The sequence below is a fragment of the Conexibacter stalactiti genome, assembly GCF_033542075.1.
Lineage (GTDB): Bacteria > Actinomycetota > Thermoleophilia > Solirubrobacterales > Solirubrobacteraceae > Conexibacter > Conexibacter stalactiti.
The window spans coordinates 118,189-141,509 of record NZ_JAWSTH010000002.1 but is presented as its reverse complement, the minus strand read 5'-3'; the positions used below and the strand labels follow the sequence as shown (position 1 = coordinate 141,509).

Below are 23,321 nucleotides of genomic sequence, written 5' to 3'. Positions count from 1 at the left end.
CGGCAGAACATGGCGCACTAGCCTGCGCGCCATGCCCAGAGTGGACGTTGCGGTGGTCGGCGGCGGCATCGTGGGGCTCGCCGTCGCCCGCGAGTTGGCACGCCGAGATCATCGACGCAGCAGGTCGAGCGCGCCGCACGGTGAAGCGCGACCCGGCCTCGAGGCGTGCCTCCGTGTCGTGCGCGCCCCGCGGATCAGACGTTCATCGCGACGTATTTCGGCTCCAAGAACTCCTCGATCCCCCAGCGACCGCCCTCCCGGCCGAGGCCTGACTGCTTGACCCCGCCGAACGGCGCGGCCACGTTCGAGACGACGCCTTGGTTGAGGCCGACCATCCCGGTTTGAAGGTGTTCGCAGACTCGCATCGCCCGCGTCATGTCTTTGGTGAACACATAGGCCACGAGACCAAACTCTGTGTCGTTGGCGGCAGCGATCGCCTCCTCCTCGGACGTGAAGGAGCTGATCGGCGCCACCGGTCCGAAGATCTCTTCCTTCAGCAGACGGGCATGCTCTGGAACGTTCGCCAACACCGTCGGCTCGAAGAAGTAGCCGCGACCGTCCGGGATCTTCCCCCCTACGATCGCTTCGCCGCCCTTGGCCACCGCGTCCCCGACCAGGTCGTTGACCTTCCGCTGCTGCGAGTCATCGATCAGCGGTCCCACGTCGACATCCACATCGGTGCCACGCCCGAGCCTGAGACCGCGCATCCTCGCGGCGAGCATCGTCGTGAACTGCTCGACCATTGGTTCCGCGACGTAGAAGCGGTTGGCAGCCACGCAAGCTTGCCCGATGTTGCGCATCTTGGCGAGCAGCGCCCCTTCGACGGCGGTATCCAGGTCCGCGTCGTCGAAGACGAGGAAAGGCGCGTTCCCGCCGAGTTCCATCGACACGTTCAAGACGTTCGAAGCGGCTTGCGCGATCAACGTCCGCCCGACCGCGGTGGATCCGGTGAATGAGAGTTTTCGGGCCCGCCCATCCAGGATCACGGGCTCCATGGTCGCTCCGGCCGATTTCGCAAGGACAAGGTTCAGAACGCCTGGCGGCAAGCCTGCCTGTTCGAAGATCTGCGTCAGCGCCAGCGCACACAGTGGCGTCTGCGCAGCCGGTTTCCAGATCATGGTGCAGCCGGCTGCGATCGCGGGACCCACCTTGCGGGTGCCCATCGCCATCGGGAAGTTCCACGGAGTGATGAGGATCGCGGGTCCGACCGGTTGCTGCATCACGAGCACGCGGCCGGTCCCACTGACGGAAGCGCCGTAGTGACCCGAGATACGACTGGCCTCGGCAGCGTAGTAACGCAAGAAGTCCGCCGCGTAGGTGATCTCGGTCCGTGCCTCGTCCAGCGGCTTGCCCATCTCAAGCGTCATCAGAAGCGCGAGGTCCTCAGCACGTTCCTTCATCGCTTCATATGCCTTGCGAAGGATCTCGCCGCGAGCCATCGGCGCCATCGCGGCGAATTGGCTTTGCGCGGCACAGGCCGCATCGAGGGCAGCGAGCGCGTCGTCCTGGTCGCCTGAAGCTACGTCGACCAGCGGCTCCTCCGTGGCCGGATCCTCAACGCAGATGGTCTCGCCGTGACGGCCGTCGACCCATTCGCCGCCGATGTGAAGCTGCGTCGGAATCGAATCGAGGACCCGACGCTCGTCGCTTGCTGTTCCCATTGCTGCTCTCCTAGCCGATGCCGCCCCGGAGCGTCTCGCCATGACTGCACGACGCGCGGGACGGCACGTTTGAAATCAGTTGTCCTTCACTCGTCCAGGAAGCGGCGACCTAAAGGCCGCGTAGGTCACGGATCATCGCGTTCGCGCGACGTCACGCGAGGTACGCGGAAGGATCCGCTGAATGTCAGCGGCCGTGAAGGAGCCGGAGCGAAGTCTCTCCGGCAGCCAGGTCAAGTCCGCAGTAGTGCCGCGCACCGTCATGTACTCCAAGCCGACGTAGCCGTTGTAGCCGAGTCGCGTGAGAGCAGTGAAGAGGGCCGGGAAGTCGATGCGTCCGCTTCCGGGGTATTGAGCTCCGGGATAGTCGGCTATCTGGACATGGCGAATCAGCCCACCCGCACGCTGAACGCGCGCGGGCAGATAGCCTTCCGCACCTTCGACGTGGTAGGCGTCGAACTGGAGTCCGACGTTCTCACGCGCTACCTCCCGTATGAACGCGATCGCGGTGTCGACGTGTTGGATCAGTGCCGGACCGGCATCGCGACGGTTCAACGGTTGGATCAAGATCGTTGCGCCCTGGGCGGCCGCGAGGTCGGCGACCCAGCGGACGTTCTCGACCGCCAGGCGCAGCTGGTCCGGACGCAGCTGCCCTGGCTGTTCGTTCCCCACGAGCACGTGAAGGCGATAGCAGCCCAAGGTCTCGGCGACCTCGAGCCCCTTCGGCGCGACTTCGCGAAACTCGTGAGCCCGCTCCAGGTCGCTGAGGACGCCCCAGTCGCCCTCGGCCAGCGCCCCCCCATAGAGGCCGAGGACCGCAAGGCGGAGATTTGCGTCACGAACCGCGTCGACATACGTGTCGAGGTCGACGTCTTCTGGCCACCACGACTCGACTGCGGAGAAGCCGGCCTCGGCGGCAAGCGCGAATCGGTCGGGCAAGGGAACCTCGGTGTACAGCGTGCTGACACTCAAGCTGAATCTCATGGCACGTGTACCGAACCGACTGACCTGACTTGTCGTCGCCGGCCTTGCCTCGCGACCTCCTCCACTTGCGCGATGCGCATCGTCGAGTCCTCTGCCTCGGGCCTAGAGGATGAGCTCGAGCTGGGGAGCAGGCCCGGCAGCGATGCCCACCGGCTGGAGGCGCTGATCGAGGCCTCCCCCGTCGAAGGCCGTGGCGACCGTCTCCACGCTGAACTCATCCAGTTCGACACCCGGAGTGACGATGTACGGGTGCGTGAGCAGCGTCACCTGCCCCGTCATGACTCGTACGACCTGGCCACTCAGCTTGCGAGAGGCGTCGCTGAGGAGGTAGACGACCACGGCAGCGTTGTCCGCTTTGCTCGGGTGGCTCTTGATATGGGGCTCGGCGTCATACCCGAGCTGGCGGACCATCTCCTCGTTCTGCCCGGACCAGGCATTCGGAGAGAGCGCGTTGACGCGTACGTGGTGATCCTCGAGATCGCGCGCCCACCCATACGTCAGCGAGGCGACCGCTCCCTTCGAGGCCCCATACGGGCCATACATCGTCTGACCGCACTGCGAGCCCGAGCTGACGTTCACGATCGATCCCGCCGAGCCCGCTTCCACCATGGTGCGTGCTGCGTGGATGCCGGGATAGAGCGTCCCGACCACGTTGACGTCGATGACATTCCGCGCGCCGGCGTCAGCCTCGTGAACCGGGCAGAGTCTGCCGAGGATGCCGGCGTTGTTCACCAGACCGTCGATGCCGCCGAACTCTGACACGCATGCCTCGATCATCGAGCCGGCGGCCTCCCAATCGGAGACGTCGGCAGCGAACGCGATCGCACGTCCTCCGCTTCTGACGATGCGCTCGGCGACCGCTGCGGCTCTGTCTGGCTCGATGTCGTTGACGACGACCGCAGCGCCCGCGGCGGCGATCGCCTCCGCGTAGACGGAACCCAAGCCTGTTCCTGCGCCCGTGACTACGACGCGTCTTCCCTCAAGTGGCTGGCTCGACATGTGTGTCCCTTGTCCGTTCATCTTGGCGCGCGTAATTTCGCCTCTTCGACAGCAAGAGGCCATTGGAACCGGAGCAAACGTTCCCGCCCTCGGCTAGCGCGAGGTACAGCGGCGCCGACGGGGCCTGGCCACGGCATGGCGCTGCGAATCGGTCGGCAGCGTCGTCCCGCCGCGGGAGACCGACCCCTGATTGCGAACCAAAGGTCCTGCCTCGGCCTGTACCCGGAGAGTATTCCCAGTCGTCGGGCCGCCACGTAGAACTGCGCCAGATGACCGCTCCGACCGATGTCCCCGACGGCGGCTACGCACCGCTGCGACAGCTGCCGCCGCCGCTTGTCCTTCCCGGAGCTCGAAACCGCATTCGCCAGTCGTTCGTCGAGAGCGGGACGAAGATCGCCGTCATCGACGACGATCCCACCGGCACGCAAGTCGTCGCCGGCTTGCCGGTTATCACCAGCTGGACCGACGAGAATGTGGACTGGGCGCTGGCCGAGGCGGAAACGGCCTTCGTCGTATTGACGAACAGCCGCAGCCTCGATGCTGCCGACGCGGTCAAGTTGAACCTCGAGGTCGGCGAGCGGCTCGCGCGCCGCGGACGGGCTCACGGCATCGACGTCCGCTGCATTAGCCGCAGCGACTCGACACTCCGCGGCCACTTTCCCGACGAGGTCGACGCCTTGATCGAAGGGCTCTCACGGGGTGGTCAGCAGCTCGAAGGGATCCTCCTGGCACCGGCGTTCTTCGACGCGGGACGGATGACCGTCGACGACGTGCACTACGTGATGAGCAGCGACCGGTTGGTCCCAGTCGCCGAGACGGAGTTCGCGCGCGACGCCACGTTCGGCTTCACCTCCTCCAACCTTCGCGCCTGGGCGCAGGAACGAGGTGTCAACCCTGCGACGATCTCCAGCCTGGATCTGGCCACGATCCGTACAGGCGGCCCTGACGCGGTCGCCGGCCGCTTGATGCGACGGTCATCCGACGTGATCGTCGTCAACGCCGTGGAAGAGGCCGACCTCGACGTCGTCACGCTGGGCCTCCTAGCCGCCGAGCAGCGTGGCCTGCGCCTGGTCTACCGCACCGCGCCATCGTTCGTGGGTGCACGGCTCGGGCAGCAGCTGACGCCGCCCCTGACGACAGCGCAGATCCGTCCGCGCCAAGGCCCGGGACTCCTTGTCGTCGGTTCGCACACGGCAGTGACGACGCGCCAACTGGAGCACGTACGCCGTGTCCACGACATCCCGACCGTTGAGCTGCGCGTGGACCGCCTCGACGGAACCCGCCGCGAGATCGAGGCGTGCAGCGCCGCGCTTCGGAGTCTGCTCCAGCGTGGCGACGCGGCTCTCGTGACCAGCCGGATGGTGCGTCGTTCCGTCGTGGCGGGTCGAGATCTGGAGATCGCTCGGCTCGTCGCCGACGCGATCGTCGAGGTGGTGCGTTCCCTGCCGGCGGAGCAACCGCTCGGATGGATCGTGGCAAAGGGCGGAATCACCTCCAGCGACGTTGCGACACGAGGGTTGGGCGTAAGTCGTGCGCATGTGTTGGGGCAGGTGTTCCCCGGCCTCGTGTCGGTCTGGCGGCTCGCCGAGTCGAGCCGACGGTCCGAGATTCCGTACGTCGTCTTCCCCGGCAACGTCGGCGCTGACGACGCACTCTCGATCACCCTCGAAAGGATGAAGGGCGAATGACCGCACACCTGCCCATCGATGCTCTCCGCAAAGCCCGTGCCGAGCACCGAGCGCTCGCCGCGTTCAACGTGTACAACCTGGAGCAAGCGCGAGCTGTCTGCGACGCTGCGACAGTGGAGGGCGAGCCGGTCATCCTGCAGGCGGGTTCGAGTGCCTTCTCGTACGCAGGCCGGGAGCCGCTCGCCGCGCTCGCCCTGGCCTGTGCGCGGGAGTCGTCTGCCGATGTGGGCGTGCACCTCGACCATTCGCGTGATCTCGAAGAGGTCAAGCACTGCCTCAAGCTCGGCTACAGCTCGGTGATGTTCGACGGTTCGGCGCTTCCGCTCGAGGAGAACATTCGGCTCACGCGCGAAGCGGTTGCCGAAGCGCATGCGCGAGGCGCTTGGGTCGAGGCTGAACTGGCCGGGATCGCCGGCGACGAAGACAGCTCCCAGGAGGTGCAGGCGGACGGTCTGACAGATCCCGACACGGCGGCGGCATTTGTCAGCGCGACCGGTGTCGATGCGCTCGCGGTGGCAATCGGGAACGTCCACGGCATCCCAGCCAAGCCCGTTCAGCTCGATCTCGACCTGCTGGCGGCGATCTCGCGCCGAATCGACGTGCCGTTGGTGCTCCACGGAGCATCGGGGCTCCCTGACGACCAGTTGATCTCGGCGGTGGCCCTTGGGGTGGCGAAGATCAATGTCAACACGGAGCTTCGCCGCGCCCTGCGGGACGGCCTCGCCGAGGCGTCTCACCATCGCGATGATCTGCCCTCGCTGCTGGGTCCCGCGCAACGCGCAGTCCGCGCTGTCGCGCGAGAACGCATCCGGCTGTTCGCCCGGACGCATACTCGCTGAGCGCTTCGCGTCTCAGTCGAGCTGTGCGGCCCATGCGAGCCACTGTGCACATCGATCTCGATGCGATCGAGCGCAATTGCGCGACGATTCGCGCCGCGACAGGACCGCTCGTGGAACTGTGCGCGGTGGTCAAGGCGGACGCCTACGGTCATGGAGCGCCTGCAGTCGCCCACGCAGCGCTCGCCGGCGGGGCAAGCCGCCTCGCCGTCGCAACAGTCGACGAGGCCGAGGAGTTGCGGAATGCAGGAGTCACGGCACCAGTGCTGCTGCTCGGCCCGCTCACGAGTGATGAGATACCGCGTGCCCTGAGAGCCCGCGTGGAAGTCGTCGCCTGGCGAGCCGAGTTCCTGGAGACCGTGCTGGGGCTCCGCTCGGTGTCCGCGGAGCCGCTCGCCATCCACGTCAAGCTTGACGTCGGGATGGGACGCCTGGGCGTTCGCGAGGCCGACGCTCTCGAGGCGCTGGCACGACAGATCGTCGCCACCCCTGCTCTGCGGTTGGCTGGAGCCATGACTCACCTTCCCTGCGCCGACGAAGATCCCGAGCGGTCGCGGGCTCAGGTTCGGGCGTTTCGCACCTTCGGGGCACGACTGAAGTCGTTCGCGCCCGATGTGGTTCTCCACGCCGCGAACAGTGCGGCGACGCTGTCGCTTCACGAGAGCCGACTCGACATGGTGCGCTGCGGCGTTGCGCTGTACGGCCTCGACCCATTCGGCCGCGACCCTGCGCACCATGGACTTCGTCCCGCGCTTGAACTCTGCTCCTACGTGGCGGCGCTGAAGCCGATCGCACCAGGCGAAAGCGTCGGCTACGGCGGCCAGTTCGTCGCAGCCGAGCCAGGATGGATAGCTACCATCCCGATCGGCTATGGCGACGGTTGGCGGCGAGCCTTCTCCGGCCGAACCGATGTACTGATCGCCGGCTGCCGGTACCCCATCGTAGGACGCGTAAGCATGGACAGCCTCACTGTCGACGTCGGCCCGGGGACGCCCCGTATCGCCGAGGGGGACAAAGCGGTTCTGCTCGGCGCCGACGGCGACGAACGCATCAGCGCCGAAGAACTCGCACGTCGCGTCGACACGATCAACTACGAGATCACGACCGCGCTGTCACGGCGTCCGACCCGCAACTATCACCGTGGCTTGATCGACGTCGTCTGACTGCTCGCGACGCCTGATTCTCCGAACCGCAGCACCTGCGGCCCCGACAAGCGTCACGCCACCTCGACGAGCAGGCGATCGCCTTCCAGAACCGAGAGACGGTCTCCAGGGTTGATGACGATGGTTGTTGTCGGGGACTGGATGATCGCATGGCCCTCGATCATCGCTCCTGACACGAGCGCGGGGGCCGAGTACACGGGGGTCTCGACCATCTCCTCGAACTCGGGGAAATACGCCTGCCGCGTTCCCACCCTTGCTGCGGCAGCGGCAAGCATCGGATCGACAGCGGACTCGATCGTGGACGTACGGACGATCTCCGGCGTCAGCGCGATGGCGGTGACTCGCCAGTGCAGGAACTCCACCGGCACGTCCTCGAGCGCGTACGTGAAATGCGACGCATGCGTGCGGTGAAAGCTTGCGACGATCGCATCGAGATCCGCTGCGCCGTATCGCTTCGCTGAAGGAATCGGGATCGTCAGCTCGTGCACCTGCTTGCGGTAGCGCGCGTCGACCATTCGCTCAAGCACGATCTGTTCTGGACGAAAGCCGTCGTCGAGGAGGCGCTGGCGAGCTTCGCCTTCCAATCCGGCGAACAGCTGGTCAATCCGCGAGAGATCGACATTCGAGGACAGGGCATGGAGCGGCGCGATGTGGTCGTGGCGAACGTCGGTGACCGTCATGCCGAAGGCGCAGAACGTGGACGCCTCCGGCGGGATGAGCACATGGCGCATACCGAGTCGACGCGCGAGGCGGGCGGCATGGAGCCCCCCGGCGCCGCCTCCTGCGACGAGGAGGTAACCGCGCGGATCGATCCCACGCTCGACCGAGACGGTACGGATGCCGCCGACCATGTGCGTGTTCACCACCTCGATGATCCCGGCAGCGGCGTGCTCGACGTCGAGTCCGAGCTTCTCGGCGATCCGAGTCGCGACCGCCTCGCGGGAGAGATCCTCTCGAAGCTGCCGCCGTCCGCCGAGAAAGGCATCGGGCGCCAGGTAGCCGAGAACGACATTCGCGTCTGTCACCGTTGGCTCCGTGCCGCCGCCGTCGTAGCAGACCGGCCCAGGTGTGGCACCGGCGCTCTGGGGACCGACGCGCAGCGCACCGCCGCTGTCAATCCAAGCGATCGATCCGCCACCGGCGCCGATCGATTCCACCTCCACGCCAGCGACTCCAATCGGCTGGAACTCGACTTGGATCTCACGAGACATCACTGGGCGGCCGTCCCGGATGAGACTGACGTCAAAGCTCGTCCCGCCCATGTCAACCGTGATCAGGTTCCCTCCGCCGAGCGCATCACGCTCATGGCCCCCACCATTGCGTGTCTGTCTCGCCAGCGTTGTTCCCGCGTGATAGAGCGCAGCGGCCGGTGCGGCAGCGGGCCCCGAATGGAGAATGTTGACGGGCCGCTTCATGATCTCCTCGATCGTCGCGCAGCCACCATTGATCTGGATGTACTGTGCCCGAGGAGCGAGTTGGTTGTCTGCGAGAAAGGCCTCCAGTCGCGTGAGGTAGTCCCCGATCTTCGGACGCACGTATGCGCTCAGAACGGTTGCCGAGGTGCGTTGCCACTCACGTGTTTCGCCGAGCACGTCCTTGGAGCAGATGACGTCAATGCCCGGCATCTCCTCCCGCACGATCTCGGCGACGCGATCCTCGTGCGCGCCGTTGACGACGGACCAGAGCAGCGCAACAGCGACAGCCTTCACGCCCGCCGCACGGAAGCGCGCGGTGGCGACGCGAACAGAATCCTCGTCCAGTGGTTTCACCACCCGCCCGGTGTAGTCGATCCGTTCCGACGCCCCGACCCGGAGATATCGATCGACGAAGTCGATCGGGCGCGGAAGGTGGACGTTGAACCGCTGCGGCTTGTATCCGTCCCGGAAGTACACGACGTCGCGGAAACCCTCAGTGCAGACCAAACCGACGGGGCCGCCGTCTCGCACAATCAGCGTGTTCGTCGCGATGGTGGAGCCGTGGACGAACGCTTCGCTTGCCCTCAGCAACCCCCTGAGTGGCACGCCAAGCTGCTCGGCGATCGCACCGAGTCCCTTCTCAATCGCCACTTCGGGCTGGTTCGGCGTCGAGTCTTGCTTCCAGAGGGTCACCTTGCCGTCATCGCCGATCACGACGAAGTCCGTGAATGTGCCTCCGATGTCGATGCCGATGCGGTAGCCCATGATCTCCCTTTGGTTTCGCCGGCGCGCAGCGCGCGCGGCACGTTCGTGCAGAACGCTGCGTACGAAGATGCTGCGCCGTAGAGATGGGCGAGGGCAATAGTCCCAGAGCGCAATAGGAGAGGATGCTTTTAGACCAGCGTTAGAACATGCGAGCGCGACCGGCTCTAGCATTCGAGACAGCGTCGGTTGGGCCGCTTGTCACTGGCAATCGTTGCGCCGTACCGACGCTCCCGAACACTTGTGCGATGGTCCGAACGAGAAGGAGCCGCTGATGTCGGAGTCGTCCGCGCAGCTCGAGCAAGCCAACGATGGCTTCGATCCGATCACGTTCAGCGTCATGCTGAGCCGCTTCAACGAAATAGTGAAGGAGATGACTCAGACGCTCGAGCGCACCGCGTGGAGCGCCGTCCTCGCATTGGTGCACGACTATTCCTGCGCGATCTATGACGCCAGACAACGACAGGTAGCGATGGGTGACGCGCTGCCGATCCACGTCACTTCGATGCATCTGGTGCTCGACGCGATCGCCGAGAGTTTCGGAGACGACATCAACGAGGGCGACGTCTTCCTGTGCAATCACCCTTTCATGGGCAACACGCACGTGGGGGACGTCGTCACGGCCGAGCCCGTGTTCGCGAACGGGCAGCACCTCTTCTGGTCGGTCGCAAAGGGTCATCAACAGGACATCGGAGCGTTCATCCCGGCGAGCCTCGTCCCGCAAGCCAGAGACGTGTGGCAAGAGGGTCTCCACATCCCTCCCGTCAAGATCTACGATCGTGGTGCTCCACGCAAGGACGTCATCGAGTTCTATCTCGCGAACCTCCGCTACAAGGACATGCTGCGGGGGGACCTTCACGCGCAGCTCGGTTCGATCCGCAAGGGGCGTGTGCGCCTTCGGGAACTCGTTGACGAGTACGGCATCGACACGGTCGTCCAGGGAGTCGACCGCATCATCGACTACTCCGACAAGCGCATGGGCCACGCCATCCAGGCGATCCCGGACGGCGTCTACAGAGCCGAGGGTTGGGTCGACAGCGACGGGGCCGACGCTGTCGACATCCCGATCAAGGTGACCGTCACGATCGATGGCGATCGAGCCCACGTGGACTACGCCGGCAGCGCGCCGCAGTCGCCGACGGGGATCAACGGCACGTTTGCGACATCCCAGGGCGCTGGCGCGATCCCGTTCCTGTACTACATCGATCCCGACGTACCGCACAACCACGGCTGCTTGCGGCATCTGGAAGTCAGCGCTCCTGAGGGTACGATCTGCAACGCGCGGTACCCGGCCTCGACCTCAGCGGCAACGGTGCTGCCAACGGATGCCATGCAGGACATCATCAACAAGGCAATGGTGGATGCTGCGCCGGACCTCGTGATCGCGGGAAGCGCACGGTGCGCCGGTCAGCCGATGCTCAGCGGTTTCGACGACCGCAACAACGAAGTTTGGGGGGCGCTGTTCGCCAACAACGGTGGAGGCGGCCCGGCCGCGCGCGGTGCAGACGGGTGGCCCATCTACATCACGCCTGCGGCGATGGGTGGTCAGAAGGCCTCACCGATCGAGCAACTGGAGCTCCTCTACCCGCTCCTGTGCCTCGAGATGGAGATCGAGCCTGACTCGATGGGTCTCGGCGAGTACATAGGCGGGCCGGGCATCCGCTTCGCAGTGCAGCCGACGCACAGCTCCATTGAGGGGGTGTCATGGGGCGACGGCCTCGAGAACCCTCCTCATGGCATCCGCGGTGGCACGATGGCAGCGGGCGGTGGCCAGTACATCGAGCAGGTTGACGGCTCGCGCCGATTCCTCTCTGCCAACGCGCACTTTCGCATCGATTCAGCGGAGACGCATGTCGGTGTGTCGACTGGCGGAGGTGGCTGGGGCAATCCCTACGACCGCGACGTTGAGGATGTCCGACGAGACGTTCGCGACGGAATCGTCTCGCGACGGCTCGCGGAGGACGTTTGCGGCGTGGTGCTCACAGGCGAGACCTTCGAGATCGATTGGACCGCCACGGCGCAGCGTCGCGCTGCGCTGCGCCGCACAGGGCGGCCGCCGGTCGAGCCGACCCGCCCGAGCGCCTCGACCTGGCGTCGTCGCACAATGACCGGGCGGGACATCTACCTTCTCAACCCCGTCCTCCCTTAGCGACGAGATCCAGCGAGCACGGGTTCGAGCAGCTGTCGGCCGCGCGACAAGTCTGGCGACGCGACCTGCTTTCTCGCGCGAACGCCGCCAGCGTTTCGCCGTCTAGGCAGGAACACGCTCCATCAACCGCCGAGCTCACGCGGAGCGGTCGGTGGTCGCCTCGCGGTCGTGACGCGGAGCGACCCCGACCGTGCGCTTGAACGCGGTGCTGAATGCGCTGTCGGACCCGTAGCCAAGCATTGTCGTGAGCGTGGCGATCGGGACATCGTCATCCCGCAGGGCGCGCTGGGCCAGACGAATGCGCCAGGCGTGGAGGTAGGCCATCGGCGCGAATACCCGCGGCCGCCTTGAAGCGCGTTTCGAACGTCGTGCGCGACATCCCGCAGGCCTGGGCCAAGTCTTCGACGTGCCATCGTCGGGCGGGGTCGCTGTGCATGCTGCGAAGCGCTGGCGCGAGGCGGGGTCGCTGAGCGCGCGCAGCCATCCGTTCGGAAACGCCGCTGGCTCGCGCAGGCATGCACGGAGGACCTCGACGAAGAGCAGCTGGGCGTGCTGGCGCGTCGCGAACACCGCACCTGGACGGCCGGCGATCGTCTCGGACAGGAGCCGATCGAGCAGCCAGGCGATGACCGGCGCCTCTGGCTGGTCGGTGCCGATCTTCGTCACCGCCGGCAGCGATGCGAGCAGCAGGTCGTCGCCGCCGTGGTCGACGTCGACGTGGGCACCGACGATCACGCTCTCCTCGGCCGCGCCCAGCCGGAGCATCGACCGGCCAGCCCGGACGAACAGGGGATGGGCCTCCCGTGGCGTCGTCCTCGGCTCGCGGTCGCTGGCAAGGACGAGCCGATCGTGGCGGTTGATCACAGCCACATCGCCAGCCCGCAGAAACACTGGCTCGCCGGCCGCGTCGACGATCACCCAGCAGGAGCCCCGAACGGCAGCGGTCAGCTTCAGCCGCGACTCTGCGGCGAAGCGCAGCGCCCAGGTGCCGGCGGCCGAGAACGCGCCTGAGACGACGCAGCGAGCGTCTACCAAAGCCAGGGCGTCTGACAGCGGGTCATCGACCATGCTCGTACTTTCGCACGAGTTTTCGGGACGGATGCCTATTCACAGTTCGGATCGGTGGTCGCATCATGGTGACCTGGACCAAACACCCACTCGCGTTGCAATCGTCACCGGCGGCTCTCGCGGCATCGGCCGAGCGGTCGCCGAGACGCTCGCCGCGGACGGCTGCGCCGTCGTGATCGCATACGTCGGCAACCAGGGGGCCGCCGATGAGGCGGTCGCCGCCATCACGGCGGCAGGCGGGACCGCTTCTGCGGTGCGCGCCGACATCGCCGACGAGCTGGCGATCGCGTCGCTGTTCGAAACCGTCGAGCGCGACCATGGCGGCGTCGACGTCGTGGTCAACGCCGCGGGCATCATGCCGCTGGGGACGGTCGCTGATTTCGACCTCGATGAGCTCGACGCCGTGCTGCGCACCAACGTCCGCGGAACGTTCGTCGTGGCGCAGCAGGCGGCACGCCGTGTCAGTCGCGGCGGGGCGACTATCACCTTCTCCAGCTCTGTCACCCGCTTCGCGCGACCGGGCAACGCCGCGTACACGATGAGCAAGGGCGCCGTCGAGGCGCTGACGCTTCTGCTCGCCCGCGAACTGGATGGGCGGGACGTCACGGTCAACACGGTGGCGCCCGGAGCGATCGAGACCGAGATGCTCGATGCGTTCCTGGTCGGCCGTGAAGCGGTGCGTGAGGAGATCCGCCGACAGTCGCCGCTGGAGCGAATGGGCGCTCCCGACGACATCGCTGCGGTCGTTCGGTTCCTCGCCGGACCCGGTCGGTGGATCAACGGCCAGATCCTCTACGCCAACGGTGGCGCGATCTAGCAGCCGCTGCTGTGCCGCCGCGAGTATCGCCTTGAGCAAGGGGGCTCGCATGAGCACGCCTGAGAGCACGCCGCGGTCGCCACCCGTCAGAGCTTCATGGGACGATCGCCGTCCGCCAACGCCTCGGCGAGCGCTTCGGCGCCTCGGGCCGCGCCGTGCATCGCCCGCACCCCCGCCTCCTGGTCGATGCCCAGGACCCCCTCGCGCAGGAACGCGGCGTAGCCGTGCGCCACCGCCCCAACCGCGTAGACGAGTTCAAGCGCGGCGCGCGGGTCGGGGCACAGGCGGAGCGCCGGAGCAAGGATGACGTCCAGGACGCGCTGTCCCGCCTGCTCCAGCTCGGCATAGCTGGCTTTGTCGATGTCGGCGCCGAAGGTCATGTCGAACAGGGCGCGTTCGTCGATCGCGAACTGGACGTAGGCCGCGGCGAACGCCGCGAGCTGCGCGACGGGCTCCGCCGCCGCGCTGACGGCGTCCGCGAACCGTCGCTCCTGCTCGGCGAAGCTGCGCAGGGCCAGCGCGGCCAGCAGCGCCTCGCGATTGGCGAAGTGACGGAACGGTGCTGCGACGCTCACGCCCGCTCGGCGGCTGGCCTCGGCCAGCGTGAAGCCGTGCGGGCCGCGCTCCGCGACGAGTTCCAGCGCCGCCGCTTCCAACGCATTGCGCAGGTCTCCGTGGTGGTAGCGGCGCCGGGGGTCGGGCTTGGGCGTCATGCCACGATGTTAACGCGACTCACAATGTCGGCTATCCTGTGCCATGTGAACAGCATTAACACCGCACAGGAGGCCGCATGACGGCACCGCACCTCGACCACGTCGGACTCTCGGTTGGCGACCTCGACGCACAGCGACGCTTCTACGCGCGGGCGCTCGGCCTGACCGAGACCGAGGAGACGTTCGAGCTGCCCGAGGCCCAGGTCCGAACGGCGATCCTTCGCAGCGCGGACGGTCTCAAGCTCGAACTCGTCGAGCGCGGCGGCTCGACGCCGCAGGAGTTCGCCGACCCCCTCGACGGCGCCAGCATCCAGGGCTACTTCCACTGGGCGCTCAACGTCGAGGACCTCGACGCCGTCTACACCGCCGTCCTGCGCGCCGGCGCCGACGCGGTCTCGCCGCCGGCGCCCGCGGTCCGGCCCGGCGCGCGCTTCGCCTACGTCAAGGACCCGGAAGGCAACCTGCTCGAGCTGATCCAACCCGCCGCCTAGACGCATCGCGACGACGACCCTCACACCCCACAGAACAAGGACATCCGTGTACACGCTGCTGACTGTCATTCGCAAGCGTCCTGAGGTCACGACCGAGGCCTTCCGACGCTTCATGGAATTCGACTACGGGCCTACGTACGTGGCGCTGCCGCAGACCCGCTCATACGTCCACCACTACCTCAGCGACCTCGCGACCGATTCCGCCGAGCCACCGATCGACGCGATCGTCCAGATCAGCTTCGACTCGCCGGAGGCGATGCGGGAGGCGCTCGCCTCCGACAGCTACGCCAAGGCCCACGAGCTGCGCAAGGGGTACATGCTCGACAGCTCGGTGGGTGTGCACTCGGCGGTGGTCGACCGCACGCTCAAGCTCGTGTGATCGCTGCGACGGCGCTGCCAGCCGGCGCCGACGTCAGCGGCCCGCTTCGAGCTCGTCGCTAGACGACAGCGTCCGCGGGCGGCCCGGCAGCTCCCACGCCGCAGCGAAGATGGTCCAAGACGAGATCGATCGCCGATTCCAGGTGGTCGCTACTTCCGGTGGCCAGCATGATCACGACGCCGCCCTGGATCGCTGCGACGAGCGCGCTGGCAGTACGCTGGGGGTCGAGTTCCGCGTCGACGAGCCCGCTGGCTTGCATGGCGCGGACGCCGGCGTTCAGATGGGCTTCCCATTGGCGCAGCAGCTCGCCGGTCACCGTCTTGGCTGCGGGACTTGTTCGCCCGATCTGCGAGATCAGCGTCGAAAGCTCCCGACGAGGTCGCTCAGGCGGTCTTGTTCCTGGCCAGCGACCGCGCGGCAAACGTTCACGGGTCGATCCTGTCGGTCGACGGCGGCGCGTCGGCGCTTTGATCGATGGGACTGGAACCCGTGGTCAGGCCGTGCGGCGCAGGCGCCGGAGCGAGGCCGCGGTCGGCTCGTCTCCAGGGAGAAAGGCGAGCAGGCTGTTGTCGCCGTCGGCGGCGAGCTTGACGTAGTCGAGGTGCAGCCGGCCGAGTCTCGAGTGCTGGAAGCGCTTGCGTGCGCTGTGGGGCCGGCGGACGGTCTGCTCGTCCCATAACCGCACGAAGCGCGGGTCGGCGCGCGAGATCGCGTCGACGAGCGCCGGCCCGCGCGCGTCATCGGGATGGCGGGCGAGCTGCACGCGCAGCTGGCCGACCAGCTGCCGCGCCTCGTCCTCCCAGTCGACGTAGAGGTCGGTCGGACGGCGGTGGGTGAACGTCCGCCAGACGAGGTTGCGCTCGGCCGGCGGCCCGTCGAGGTCCAGTCCTGAGATGGCGACGTAGGCGTCGTTGGCGGCGAGCACGTCCCACCAGCGACCGACGACGCAAGCCGGGTTCGGGGCGAGCTCGTCGACGAGTCGCCGCAAAGTGTCGTCGACCGGCTGCGCACTGTCCGCTTCGGGCGGGAGCACGTGGCCGGCGAGCGTGAAGAGGTGCTCGCGCTCGGCGGCGGGCATCCGCAAGGCGCGCGCGAGGCTCTCGACGACCTGACGGCTGACCGTGATGTCGCGCCCCTGCTCCAGCCACGTGTACCACGTGACGCTCACGCCGGAGAGCTGGGAGACCTCCTCGCGCCGCAGCCCAGGCGTGCGGCGCCGGGTGCCGGGGTCGAGGCCCAGCGCGATCGGGTCGGACGCCTCACGGCGGGCGCGGAGGAAGCTCGCGAGCTCTTTGCGTTGCACGACGTCGCTCATCGAAGCAGACCCGCTGGAGCCTGGTGGTGGTGGCAATGGTACCAGTGTAAACGCCACTCTATACCAGGCTGGTACGCCTGCTCATCATGGCTGCCATGCAAGCATGGGAATTGAGAATGTCGACCGGCGGCCTGTCGCTCGCCGACGTCCAGGAGCCGGCCGCACGTGACGGCGCGGTTGTGCTCCGCAGCGAAGCGGCGTTGGTCGTCAGCTACCTGCGGGAGTACGTGCGCGGCGGCCTGCCGGGCTATCTGCCACCAGCCGAGCCGTTCACGCTGGGGACCAGCGGCATCGGTGTGGTCGAGCGCGTCGGGAGCGGCGTCTACGGGATCTATCCCGGGCAGCGCGTGCTCGCAACCGGTCATGCCGTCGTCGCCGAGAACGTGCCCGAGCCGGCCCAAGCGCTGCTGTCGATGACGGCCCGGCCCGAGGCGCAGCCGCTGCTCGACGACTGGCGCACCGGCACGATGGCGCAGCTTGCCGCCGTGCCGGCTTCGACGGTCACCCCGGTGCCCGACGAGCTCGCCGGCCTCTCGTCCGCATCGTTGTCGCCGTTGCTGCGCTGCCTCGTCCCCTACGGCGGCCTGCGGCGCGCGCGGATGGCCGCGGGCGAGACCGTGATCGTCAACGGCGCCACCGGCGACTTCGGCGGGGCGGCGGTCCAGGTAGCGCGCGCTCTCGGCGCCGCCCGCGTGGTGGCTGCCGGGCGCAACCGCGCACGGCTCGACGCTCTCGCGGCCTTTCCGCGCGTACGGACGGTGCGGCTGAACGGCGATGTCCACGCCGACGCTGAGGCACTGCGGGCTGCCTGCGGCGGCGGGGCGGACTGCGCGATCGACATGATCGGGGGCGCGACCGACAGTGCCGCGACCGCGGCCGTGCTCGCCGCCCTGCACGACAGCGGACGGCTCGTCTTCATGGGCAGTTCGAGCGCTCTGCTGCCGGTCGACCTCACGCAGCTGATGCTCTCCAACCGAGAGATCGTCGGCCAGTTCATGTACGCGCGCAGCGCCCCAGCCGAGCTGCTGCGGCTGACCGCGGCGGGACTGCTCGACCTCGCGGCGTTCGAAGTGCGCGAGTTCCCGCTGTCTGAGCTGCCGGCCGCGATGGACGCGGCCGCTGACGCGACGGGCGCCGTCGTCACCATCAACCCCGGCCGCTGACAGGAGAGCCGATGATTGTCACCCCCTTTGGCTTCGACGCGACCGCCCTGGACGTCGTCGACGGCCTCGACCTGGCGGGCCGTCGCGCGGTCGTCACCGGTGCCGCCTCCGGGATCGGCGTCGAGACCGCCCGCGCGCTCGTCGCCGCTGGCGCCGACGTCGTCCTCGCCGTGCGCGACCTCGACGCCGGCTCCCGCGTCGCCGCCAACATCGCCGCGACGACACACCGACCCGCCCCCGCGGTCGCGGCGCTGGAGCTGACCGACCTCGACTCGGTCCGCGCCTTCGCCGTGAGCTGGGCCGGGCCGCTGCACATCCTCGTCAACAACGCCGGGGTGATGGCCGCGCCCGAGACGCGCACCGCCCGCGGCGCGGAGCTGCAGTTCGCGACCAACCACCTCGGGCACTTCGCGCTCGCGCTCTGGCTGCACCCGGCGCTCGCGGCCGCCGGCGACGCGCGCATCGTCGCCGTCAGCTCCACGGGGCACCAGGTGTCCCCCGTCATCTTCGACGACCTCCACTTCCGCTTTCGCCCCTACGACCCATGGCTGGCCTACGGCCAGTCAAAGACCGCGAACATCCTCTTCGCCGTCGAAGCGACGCGCCGCTGGGCCGCGGACGGCATTGTCGCCAACGCGCTGATGCCAGGCGCGATCTACACCAACCTCCAACGCCACACCGGCGGCAGAGGCAGCGGCCGCGTCCCGCCCGAGCTGATCAAGAGCGCCGAGCAGGGCGCCGCCACGTCGCTCCTGCTCGCCGCACGGCCAGAGCTCGCCGGCGTCGGCGGGCGCTACTTCTACGACGGCGCCGAGCAGGAGACCCTCGACGCCCGCTCCGGCTCGCTCGGCGGCGTCGCCCGCTACGCGCTCGACGCGCAGAACGCCAAGCGCTTGTGGGAGGTCTCCGAGCAGCTCGTCGAGCCGTAGCCGGCGCTCAGGCGGCCGACCGCGCGACAGCCCAATCGCGCAACGCGACCAATGCCAGCCGCAGCGCGGTTCGCAGCAGTGCTCGTCGAGCGCAGGTCCATGATCTCGTCACGGAACCTGTCGGGCCGCCTCGCTCGTCTCATCGCGCCGTCGCCCCTTCATGAATGTGAGCTGGAGACTGCACGCCAACCAGCGGAAGACCGGCCGGGCGGGGTCTCACCCCGCCCGGCCGGTGTCTGTCAGCGGAGGATCGTGACCCGCAACGTTCGGGTCGTGGGCTTGGCGCCCACGATTCTCGCGGTGACCCTGATGCTCGCCTTCACGCTTCTGCGCTTGGCGAGCGCGAGACGCAGGCGTCTGGCGGCGGCCGGACCGGCCTTCAGGCGAAGGCTGATTGTCGTCGCTCGCGTTGTGCTGCGGCTCGAGCGCGCAAGCACGCTCGTCCGCGTCGCTCTCGGCAGCTTCGCCGACAGCATCGCCGTCACGCCTCCGCCGCCCTGAGGCAGCCTCACCGTCACAAGCAGTCCGCGCTTGGTCAAGCCTGCGAGCCGGACCGTCTTCGCCGCGCTGACCGCTACGCGCGACGGTCTTCTGCCAGCCGGAGGTCTCGGCTGCTCGACTGGCGGTCTGGGCGGTTCGACCGGCGGTCTCGGCGACCCCGGAGTCGGGTCGACGACCGCGCGACCGAACGGAACCAGACGGACGGGGCCGATGAGGCCGGTCGCCTGGGTCTGGGGCTCGATCACGAAGACCCCGGGTATGTTCGGCCAGCCGGGCAGAGCTGCCTGTTGGTTGGCAAGTGTCGACGCGAGTCTGACCGTCAGTTCGTTCTCGCCGGCCTTCAGCAGGTCGGTGACGTCGTAGCTGCGGGTGGCGACGCCGTCGGGCGCGACCTCTCTGCCGTTCAGCAGGACGGTGATCGCTCCTTCGACCCGTCCGAGCTCGAGCGTCATGCCGCGATCGGCCGTGCTCCAGCCGGCGGGCAGCGAGACGTTGGTGGTGTAGGTGGCGGTGCCTCCGACTGTGGCGAGTGCGGGGATCTGGCGCCAGTCGCGCAGACCGTCGAGTTGCAGGTCGATCGGCGTCGTCCCGGCTGCGCTCACGGCGTCGACGTGCACGCTCCAAGAGCTCGGGACGATCGGATCGCCGGCGGCAGGAACGGTCGGGGTGCGGATCTCACCGTTGGAGAAGCGAACCTCGCGCGCACCCGGCTGATCGTCACGCAGCTCGACCGCGCCGCCCGCGCCGTGCGGGACGATCGTGTCGGCGTCGGCAGAGACGACGTGCGGCGTGCCGGCCCGCTCTCCGGCGCGGAACGCCAGCACGGCGTTGCCGTGCGGTGCCAGCGTAAGGGGGACGCTGGTACGTCCGCCCTGCTCGTCGTATCGCACGACCGAGTCGATCGATCCGTCCCACAAGTCCAGCGAGTAGGGCCGCCCGACGGTCGCGAATGACGGAGTGAACGAGACCGCTCTGTCGGTCGCGTTGTAGAGGTAGAAGTAGTCACCGTCGGCGGTGTCCCGGTGCTGCGAGTACACCTGCACCGGCCGGTCCCACGCCGCCGCGGGCTGCACGCCGAGCTGGCGCAGGGCGCCGGCGGCATCTGCCTGTGTCGCGACGCGCGCGACCTTGGGAGCGCGCAGCATCCGCGCGACCGCCTGCCGCACGCGGGTATCGCCGCGGCCGGGATTCTTGTAGCTGGTGTCGGCGTCGGGCAGCGCGCCGACCAGTACCACTGCGAGGCCTCGCTCGGCTTGGTCGGCGATCGCCTCGGCGGCGTCCGCCGGCAGTCTGCGCTCGTCGATCACCAGCGCGTGATAGCGCGGCCCGTTGGGATACAGCACGCCGTCGCCCTGTGCCTGGCGCTCGGCCACCCCGACCGGGTCGATGTACTCGAGCGTGTAGCCCTGCTCTTCGATCGCCTGCGCGTCGAACAGCTGCTTTGTGACGGTCCAGTCGCTCTCCCCTCCGCCACGCGCAGCGGTCGTGAGGAAGCCGTCACGGTAGATCGCGACGTCGGTGCGAGCCATTCCGCTCTGAAGGACGAGCGTGCCGCGTGCCCAGTAGTCGTTGAGCGACTTGAAGCGTCTCCACTGCGGATAGGTATCGGCGTTCCAGCTGTCGGCGATGTATCTGAAGAACTGTTGGCGGCCAGGCCACGCGGCGCCAGCGGTCTGGTACGCGTAGCCGTGAACCATCGGACGGGTCGTGCCGGCTGCCCATTCCTTGTCCTGCATGCCCTTCAGTTGCTGCAGGCCGACGTGGAAGGCGCGTCTGAAGACGGCGCCGAGCTCGTTGTTGATCTCCAGGCCACCGCCTTGGTGGACGCCACCGGCGACCGTGCGATGGTGGTCGAGCGCGAAGCGCCACATCGGGTTCGTCTGGTCGGAGGGCAGCACGTCACCGGCGTTGAGCGACTCTTCGTCCGCGATGCCGCCCATCCGCACCAGTTCGCGCGCACTGCGGATCGCGTCGAGGTCCTGACCGAAGGCGACCTGCGAGCGGAACTGCATTCCGTGCTGCTGGGCCCAGTCCGCAAAGGTGGGCAGGTGCTCGTCCACGTACAGGTCGGTGATGGTGCGGTAGTAGTCACGGCGGATCCGCTCGCCCTGCCCGTCAGGCAGCTCGAAGTCCGGGGTCGGCTCCTCGTTGGGAACCCAGTAGCGATTCATCCCCTGCACGAACATCAGCGGCAGGTATCGCGCCATCGCATAGCCACGCCGCTGCTCGAACTGCTGCGCCATCTTCGGCGTCCAGTACAGCTCGGCGGCGTCGATCTCCAGCGAGTCCTCAAAGAACGAGCCGCCGACCGCGCGCAGCCGGCGCGAGTTGTCCTCACCGATCTGGTTGACATCGAGGTATTGCGTCACCGCGGTGGCCGCATCGGCGCTGAAGTGATCCATCACGCCCTGCGCCGAGTCACGCGACCAGAACCCGAAGAGGATCCATCTGCCGCCATCCGGAACGTCCCAGACCAGGCTGTTGCCGGCCCCGATGCTGGCGGTCAGATCGGTCAGGGAGGTCGGCGCGAGGATGGTCGATCTCGCCGGCGCTTCGTCCGGTCTGACGACGGCTGGGCCGGCGTCGAGCACCCGAGCGGCGACGACGGCGACGAGTCTCGCGCCCCGCGTGTTGGTCGGATCGTCAAACGGTGTCGGCACCGTGCCGTTGAACGTCGTGCCGCCATCGAGATCGATCCGGCCGTACTGCAGCTCCTGTGAGGAGAGCCCCGTGCCCGCTCTGGTGTTGGGCGTTCTCACGGGCCACGACGCGCCCATCGTCATGTCGAGCTGAAAGCCGCGCTCCTCGCCGAACGCGATTGCCTCCGTGAGGTTGTTGCGCTGCGCAGCGCTCGCCCACGAGCCGGCGTCGAAGGCGATCTCCGCGCCGCCGAATCCTGCTCTGTCCATCGCGTCCAGCTCGCGGCGCGTCTCCGTAAGGTCGTACGGCGCCGCCCACCACCAGCGAATTCTCGGACGCACCGACTTCGGCGGCGCCTGAAACGTCGCCGGGGATGCCAACGGCTCCGCAGGCTGCGGCGACGGAGCACCGTATGCCGGCGGTACGGAACCGAGCGTCACAGCCGCGCCCACCGCGAGCATGACTCGCTTGGATCTCACCATCTCTCCTCCTCCACCGCGCACCTGGGTGCGCGGATCTCTTCACCAACCACCACCGACGATCATTCGTGAGCGGTCACGGGAGCTTATGGTCGAGTACCGTGAAAGTCATGGGCGATCGGTGCAATACCTTCCATAGGCAAAGTCGATGGCCGCGATGAACTTCAAACAACTTGCGTACTTCGTCGCTGTTGCCGACGCGGGCAGCTTCACCGTAGGCGCGGCCAGACTCGGCGTCGGGCAACCAGCGGCCTCAGCCGCGATCCGGCGACTGGAATCCGAGCTGGGCGTAGAGCTCCTGCGCCGTGCCGGGCCTGCGATCGAACTGACGCACGAAGGTGAGACCCTCCTGCCCGGGGCGCGACGCTGCCTTGCGGCCGCCGACGCAGGCGCTGCAGCGGTTCGTGCCGTACTCGGTGGCCACCAGGGAACGATCCGCATCGCCGCCTCGGCCTATCTGCCGGGGATCGACCTCGGTGCAGTGCTGGCAGCGTTCCGCCTACGGCATCGGCTGGTCGAGTTGCGTACCTCGCAGCTGCACGCGACGGACAGATCCCTCGCCGAACTGCTCCGGAGCGGAGCGATCGATATCGCGCTCGTGGCCGATGTCCTTCCTGTGCAGGGCGCGGTCCGCGTCGCTCCGCTCACCAACGACGCATACAGGCTCTGGGTCGCCGCCGACCATCCGCTGGCCACGGTCGAGTGCGTACCGACGGCCGCGCTCGCCAATGAGCAGTTCGTCGCACTCAGATCCGGCCACTCAGAACCGTCGGACCTCGCCGTGCTACTCGCCCAGATCGACGTCCCCGCGCCGATCGTCTGCGAAGTGCACCACCTCGACATGCTGGTGGGACTCGTCCGCGCCGGTGAGGTCGTCACGATCCTTCCCGAAGCGCTCTCAGCAGCAGCCGGTCCTGGCATACGGCTCCTCACCGTCGACGCCGACCTGCCGCCGGCGACCCTGCGCGCGGTCACTTCCTCAGCCCGCCCGCTGTCGCCGGCAGCAAACGAGCTGCTCGACGACATCGTCGAGGCCACGAGGAGAAAGCGCGGCCGCCGACTCGGCGCCGGCATGCTGGATGGCTATGGCGAGCATCGCGTAGACCCCCGTTGAACGAGCCGGTGTTCCCGCCGTACCGTTGACCGGTCCGCGCGCCAGCTGCCCGGACCGC

At 67.9% G+C, this 23,321-nt stretch carries 20 protein-coding genes and 2 pseudogenes; 11 read left to right on the top strand and 11 right to left on the bottom strand.

What is annotated here, in order from left to right:
* Nucleotides 1-194: 194 nt before the first annotated feature.
* From R7226_RS01900 to R7226_RS01890, 3 genes are all read right to left on the bottom strand, one after another.
* Nucleotides 195-1,661 (bottom strand): NAD-dependent succinate-semialdehyde dehydrogenase, encoded by a 1,467-nt coding sequence (locus R7226_RS01900; RefSeq protein ID WP_318595335.1) that lies wholly within the window; start codon nt 1,659-1,661, stop codon nt 195-197.
* Between the two features lie 132 nt (nt 1,662-1,793).
* On the bottom strand, nt 1,794-2,630 hold the full coding sequence (locus R7226_RS01895; protein WP_318595334.1) for a hydroxypyruvate isomerase family protein: 837 nt from the start codon (nt 2,628-2,630) through the stop codon (nt 1,794-1,796).
* 114 nt (nt 2,631-2,744) lie between these two features.
* Nucleotides 2,745-3,641, bottom strand: coding sequence for an SDR family NAD(P)-dependent oxidoreductase (locus R7226_RS01890; RefSeq protein ID WP_318595333.1), 897 nt, complete (start codon nt 3,639-3,641; stop codon nt 2,745-2,747).
* A 269-nt stretch (nt 3,642-3,910) separates the two neighbouring features.
* Here R7226_RS01890 and R7226_RS01885 point away from each other — a divergent pair, with 269 nt between their 5' ends.
* Genes R7226_RS01885 through alr form a run of 3 tightly spaced genes read left to right on the top strand, consistent with a single transcriptional unit; the run spans nt 3,911 to nt 7,328 of the window.
* A complete protein-coding gene (locus R7226_RS01885; protein ID WP_318595332.1) occupies nt 3,911-5,329 on the top strand; it encodes a four-carbon acid sugar kinase family protein in 1,419 nt (472 codons plus the stop codon).
* Nucleotides 5,326-6,168, top strand: coding sequence for a class II fructose-bisphosphate aldolase (locus R7226_RS01880; protein ID WP_318595331.1), 843 nt, complete (start codon nt 5,326-5,328; stop codon nt 6,166-6,168). The genes R7226_RS01885 and R7226_RS01880 overlap by 4 nt, the downstream gene beginning before the upstream one ends.
* 44 nt (nt 6,169-6,212) lie before the next feature.
* The gene (gene alr / locus R7226_RS01875; protein WP_318595330.1) at nt 6,213-7,328 is read left to right on the top strand and encodes an alanine racemase; all 1,116 of its coding nucleotides are present in this window, start codon (nt 6,213-6,215) and stop codon (nt 7,326-7,328) included.
* A gap of 53 nt (nt 7,329-7,381) precedes the next feature.
* Here alr and R7226_RS01870 read toward each other — a convergent pair whose 3' ends face one another.
* Nucleotides 7,382-9,508 carry a hydantoinase/oxoprolinase family protein gene (locus R7226_RS01870; RefSeq protein WP_318595329.1) on the bottom strand — a complete coding sequence of 709 codons (2,127 nt, stop codon included), beginning with the start codon at nt 9,506-9,508 and terminating at the stop codon, nt 7,382-7,384.
* Nucleotides 9,509-9,779: 271 nt separating this feature from the next.
* Between R7226_RS01870 and R7226_RS01865 the strand changes: the two genes are divergently transcribed.
* Nucleotides 9,780-11,654, top strand: coding sequence for a hydantoinase B/oxoprolinase family protein (locus tag R7226_RS01865; protein WP_318595328.1), 1,875 nt, complete (start codon nt 9,780-9,782; stop codon nt 11,652-11,654).
* A 135-nt stretch (nt 11,655-11,789) separates the two neighbouring features.
* On the opposite strand, the pseudogene R7226_RS31665 reads toward R7226_RS01865, so the two are convergent.
* The 3 genes and pseudogenes from R7226_RS31665 to R7226_RS31655 all read right to left on the bottom strand — a co-directional run.
* Nucleotides 11,790-12,026: pseudogene (locus tag R7226_RS31665) on the bottom strand (helix-turn-helix domain-containing protein); the annotation flags it as partial.
* Nucleotides 11,923-12,138 (bottom strand): helix-turn-helix transcriptional regulator, encoded by a 216-nt coding sequence (locus R7226_RS31660; protein ID WP_404827748.1) that lies wholly within the window; start codon nt 12,136-12,138, stop codon nt 11,923-11,925. The pseudogene R7226_RS31665 and the gene R7226_RS31660, both read right to left, overlap by 104 nt.
* A 38-nt stretch (nt 12,139-12,176) precedes the next feature.
* Nucleotides 12,177-12,722 (bottom strand): annotated as a pseudogene (locus tag R7226_RS31655) (cupin domain-containing protein); the annotation flags it as partial.
* Between the two features lie 31 nt (nt 12,723-12,753).
* Between R7226_RS31655 and R7226_RS01855 the strand changes: the two are divergent.
* Nucleotides 12,754-13,539 (top strand): SDR family oxidoreductase, encoded by a 786-nt coding sequence (locus R7226_RS01855; RefSeq protein WP_404827747.1) that lies wholly within the window; start codon nt 12,754-12,756, stop codon nt 13,537-13,539.
* An 86-nt stretch (nt 13,540-13,625) separates the two neighbouring features.
* On the opposite strand, the gene R7226_RS01850 is transcribed toward R7226_RS01855, so the two are convergent.
* Complete coding sequence (locus R7226_RS01850; protein WP_318595325.1) at nt 13,626-14,252, bottom strand: TetR/AcrR family transcriptional regulator; 627 nt, start codon at nt 14,250-14,252, stop codon at nt 13,626-13,628.
* 77 nt (nt 14,253-14,329) lie between these two features.
* On the opposite strand from R7226_RS01850, the gene R7226_RS01845 reads away from it, so the two are divergent.
* Together R7226_RS01845 and R7226_RS01840 are read left to right on the top strand one after the other, a co-directional pair.
* Nucleotides 14,330-14,743 (top strand): VOC family protein, encoded by a 414-nt coding sequence (locus R7226_RS01845; RefSeq protein ID WP_318595324.1) that lies wholly within the window; start codon nt 14,330-14,332, stop codon nt 14,741-14,743.
* A 46-nt stretch (nt 14,744-14,789) separates the two neighbouring features.
* Nucleotides 14,790-15,122 (top strand): EthD domain-containing protein, encoded by a 333-nt coding sequence (locus R7226_RS01840; protein WP_318595323.1) that lies wholly within the window; start codon nt 14,790-14,792, stop codon nt 15,120-15,122.
* 58 nt (nt 15,123-15,180) lie between these two features.
* On the opposite strand, the gene R7226_RS01835 is transcribed toward R7226_RS01840, so the two are convergent.
* Nucleotides 15,181-15,468 (bottom strand): TetR family transcriptional regulator C-terminal domain-containing protein, encoded by a 288-nt coding sequence (locus R7226_RS01835; RefSeq protein ID WP_404827746.1) that lies wholly within the window; start codon nt 15,466-15,468, stop codon nt 15,181-15,183.
* Here R7226_RS01835 and R7226_RS01830 point away from each other — a divergent pair.
* A complete protein-coding gene (locus R7226_RS01830) occupies nt 15,414-15,593 on the top strand; it encodes an SDR family oxidoreductase (RefSeq protein WP_404827745.1) in 180 nt (59 codons plus the stop codon). The two genes, R7226_RS01835 and R7226_RS01830, sit on opposite strands and share 55 nt — an antisense overlap.
* 22 nt (nt 15,594-15,615) lie before the next feature.
* Here the strand turns inward: R7226_RS01830 and R7226_RS01825 are convergent, their stop codons facing one another.
* Nucleotides 15,616-16,425 carry a helix-turn-helix transcriptional regulator gene (locus tag R7226_RS01825; protein WP_318595320.1) on the bottom strand — a complete coding sequence of 270 codons (810 nt, stop codon included), beginning with the start codon at nt 16,423-16,425 and terminating at the stop codon, nt 15,616-15,618.
* A gap of 107 nt (nt 16,426-16,532) precedes the next feature.
* On the opposite strand from R7226_RS01825, the gene R7226_RS01820 reads away from it, so the two are divergent.
* Nucleotides 16,533-17,600 (top strand): zinc-binding alcohol dehydrogenase family protein, encoded by a 1,068-nt coding sequence (locus tag R7226_RS01820; protein WP_318595319.1) that lies wholly within the window; start codon nt 16,533-16,535, stop codon nt 17,598-17,600.
* Between the two features lie 11 nt (nt 17,601-17,611).
* Nucleotides 17,612-18,529 carry an SDR family NAD(P)-dependent oxidoreductase gene (locus R7226_RS01815; RefSeq protein ID WP_318595318.1) on the top strand — a complete coding sequence of 306 codons (918 nt, stop codon included), beginning with the start codon at nt 17,612-17,614 and terminating at the stop codon, nt 18,527-18,529.
* A gap of 239 nt (nt 18,530-18,768) precedes the next feature.
* On the opposite strand, the gene R7226_RS01810 is transcribed toward R7226_RS01815, so the two are convergent.
* On the bottom strand, nt 18,769-21,939 hold the full coding sequence (locus tag R7226_RS01810; protein ID WP_318595317.1) for a glycosyl hydrolase: 3,171 nt from the start codon (nt 21,937-21,939) through the stop codon (nt 18,769-18,771).
* A gap of 358 nt (nt 21,940-22,297) precedes the next feature.
* Here R7226_RS01810 and R7226_RS01805 point away from each other — a divergent pair, with 358 nt between their 5' ends.
* Nucleotides 22,298-23,263, top strand: a complete 966-nt coding sequence (locus tag R7226_RS01805; protein ID WP_318595316.1) for a LysR family transcriptional regulator — start codon at nt 22,298-22,300, stop codon at nt 23,261-23,263.
* Nucleotides 23,264-23,321: the final 58 nt, after the last annotated feature.

What these genes read in the sequence shown, in the direction of transcription:
- R7226_RS01815 (WP_318595318.1), top strand. Translation starts at nt 17,612, where the DNA reads ATGATTGTCACCCCCTTTGGCTTCGACGCGACCGCCCTGGACGTCGTC.
- R7226_RS01805 (WP_318595316.1), top strand. Translation starts at nt 22,298, where the DNA reads ATGGCCGCGATGAACTTCAAACAACTTGCGTACTTCGTCGCTGTTGCC.
- R7226_RS01880 (WP_318595331.1), top strand. Translation starts at nt 5,326, where the DNA reads ATGACCGCACACCTGCCCATCGATGCTCTCCGCAAAGCCCGTGCCGAG.
- R7226_RS01900 (WP_318595335.1), bottom strand. Translation starts at nt 1,661, where the DNA reads ATGGGAACAGCAAGCGACGAGCGTCGGGTCCTCGATTCGATTCCGACG.
- R7226_RS01865 (WP_318595328.1), top strand. Translation starts at nt 9,780, where the DNA reads ATGTCGGAGTCGTCCGCGCAGCTCGAGCAAGCCAACGATGGCTTCGAT.
- R7226_RS31660 (WP_404827748.1), bottom strand. Translation starts at nt 12,138, where the DNA reads ATGGCTGCGCGCGCTCAGCGACCCCGCCTCGCGCCAGCGCTTCGCAGC.
- R7226_RS01845 (WP_318595324.1), top strand. Translation starts at nt 14,330, where the DNA reads ATGACGGCACCGCACCTCGACCACGTCGGACTCTCGGTTGGCGACCTC.
- R7226_RS01810 (WP_318595317.1), bottom strand. Translation starts at nt 21,939, where the DNA reads ATGGACAGAGCAGGATTCGGCGGCGCGGAGATCGCCTTCGACGCCGGC.
- R7226_RS01885 (WP_318595332.1), top strand. Translation starts at nt 3,911, where the DNA reads ATGACCGCTCCGACCGATGTCCCCGACGGCGGCTACGCACCGCTGCGA.
- R7226_RS01850 (WP_318595325.1), bottom strand. Translation starts at nt 14,252, where the DNA reads ATGACGCCCAAGCCCGACCCCCGGCGCCGCTACCACCACGGAGACCTG.
- R7226_RS01820 (WP_318595319.1), top strand. Translation starts at nt 16,533, where the DNA reads ATGCAAGCATGGGAATTGAGAATGTCGACCGGCGGCCTGTCGCTCGCC.
- R7226_RS01890 (WP_318595333.1), bottom strand. Translation starts at nt 3,641, where the DNA reads ATGTCGAGCCAGCCACTTGAGGGAAGACGCGTCGTAGTCACGGGCGCA.
- R7226_RS01870 (WP_318595329.1), bottom strand. Translation starts at nt 9,508, where the DNA reads ATGGGCTACCGCATCGGCATCGACATCGGAGGCACATTCACGGACTTC.
- R7226_RS01855 (WP_404827747.1), top strand. Translation starts at nt 12,754, where the DNA reads ATGCCTATTCACAGTTCGGATCGGTGGTCGCATCATGGTGACCTGGAC.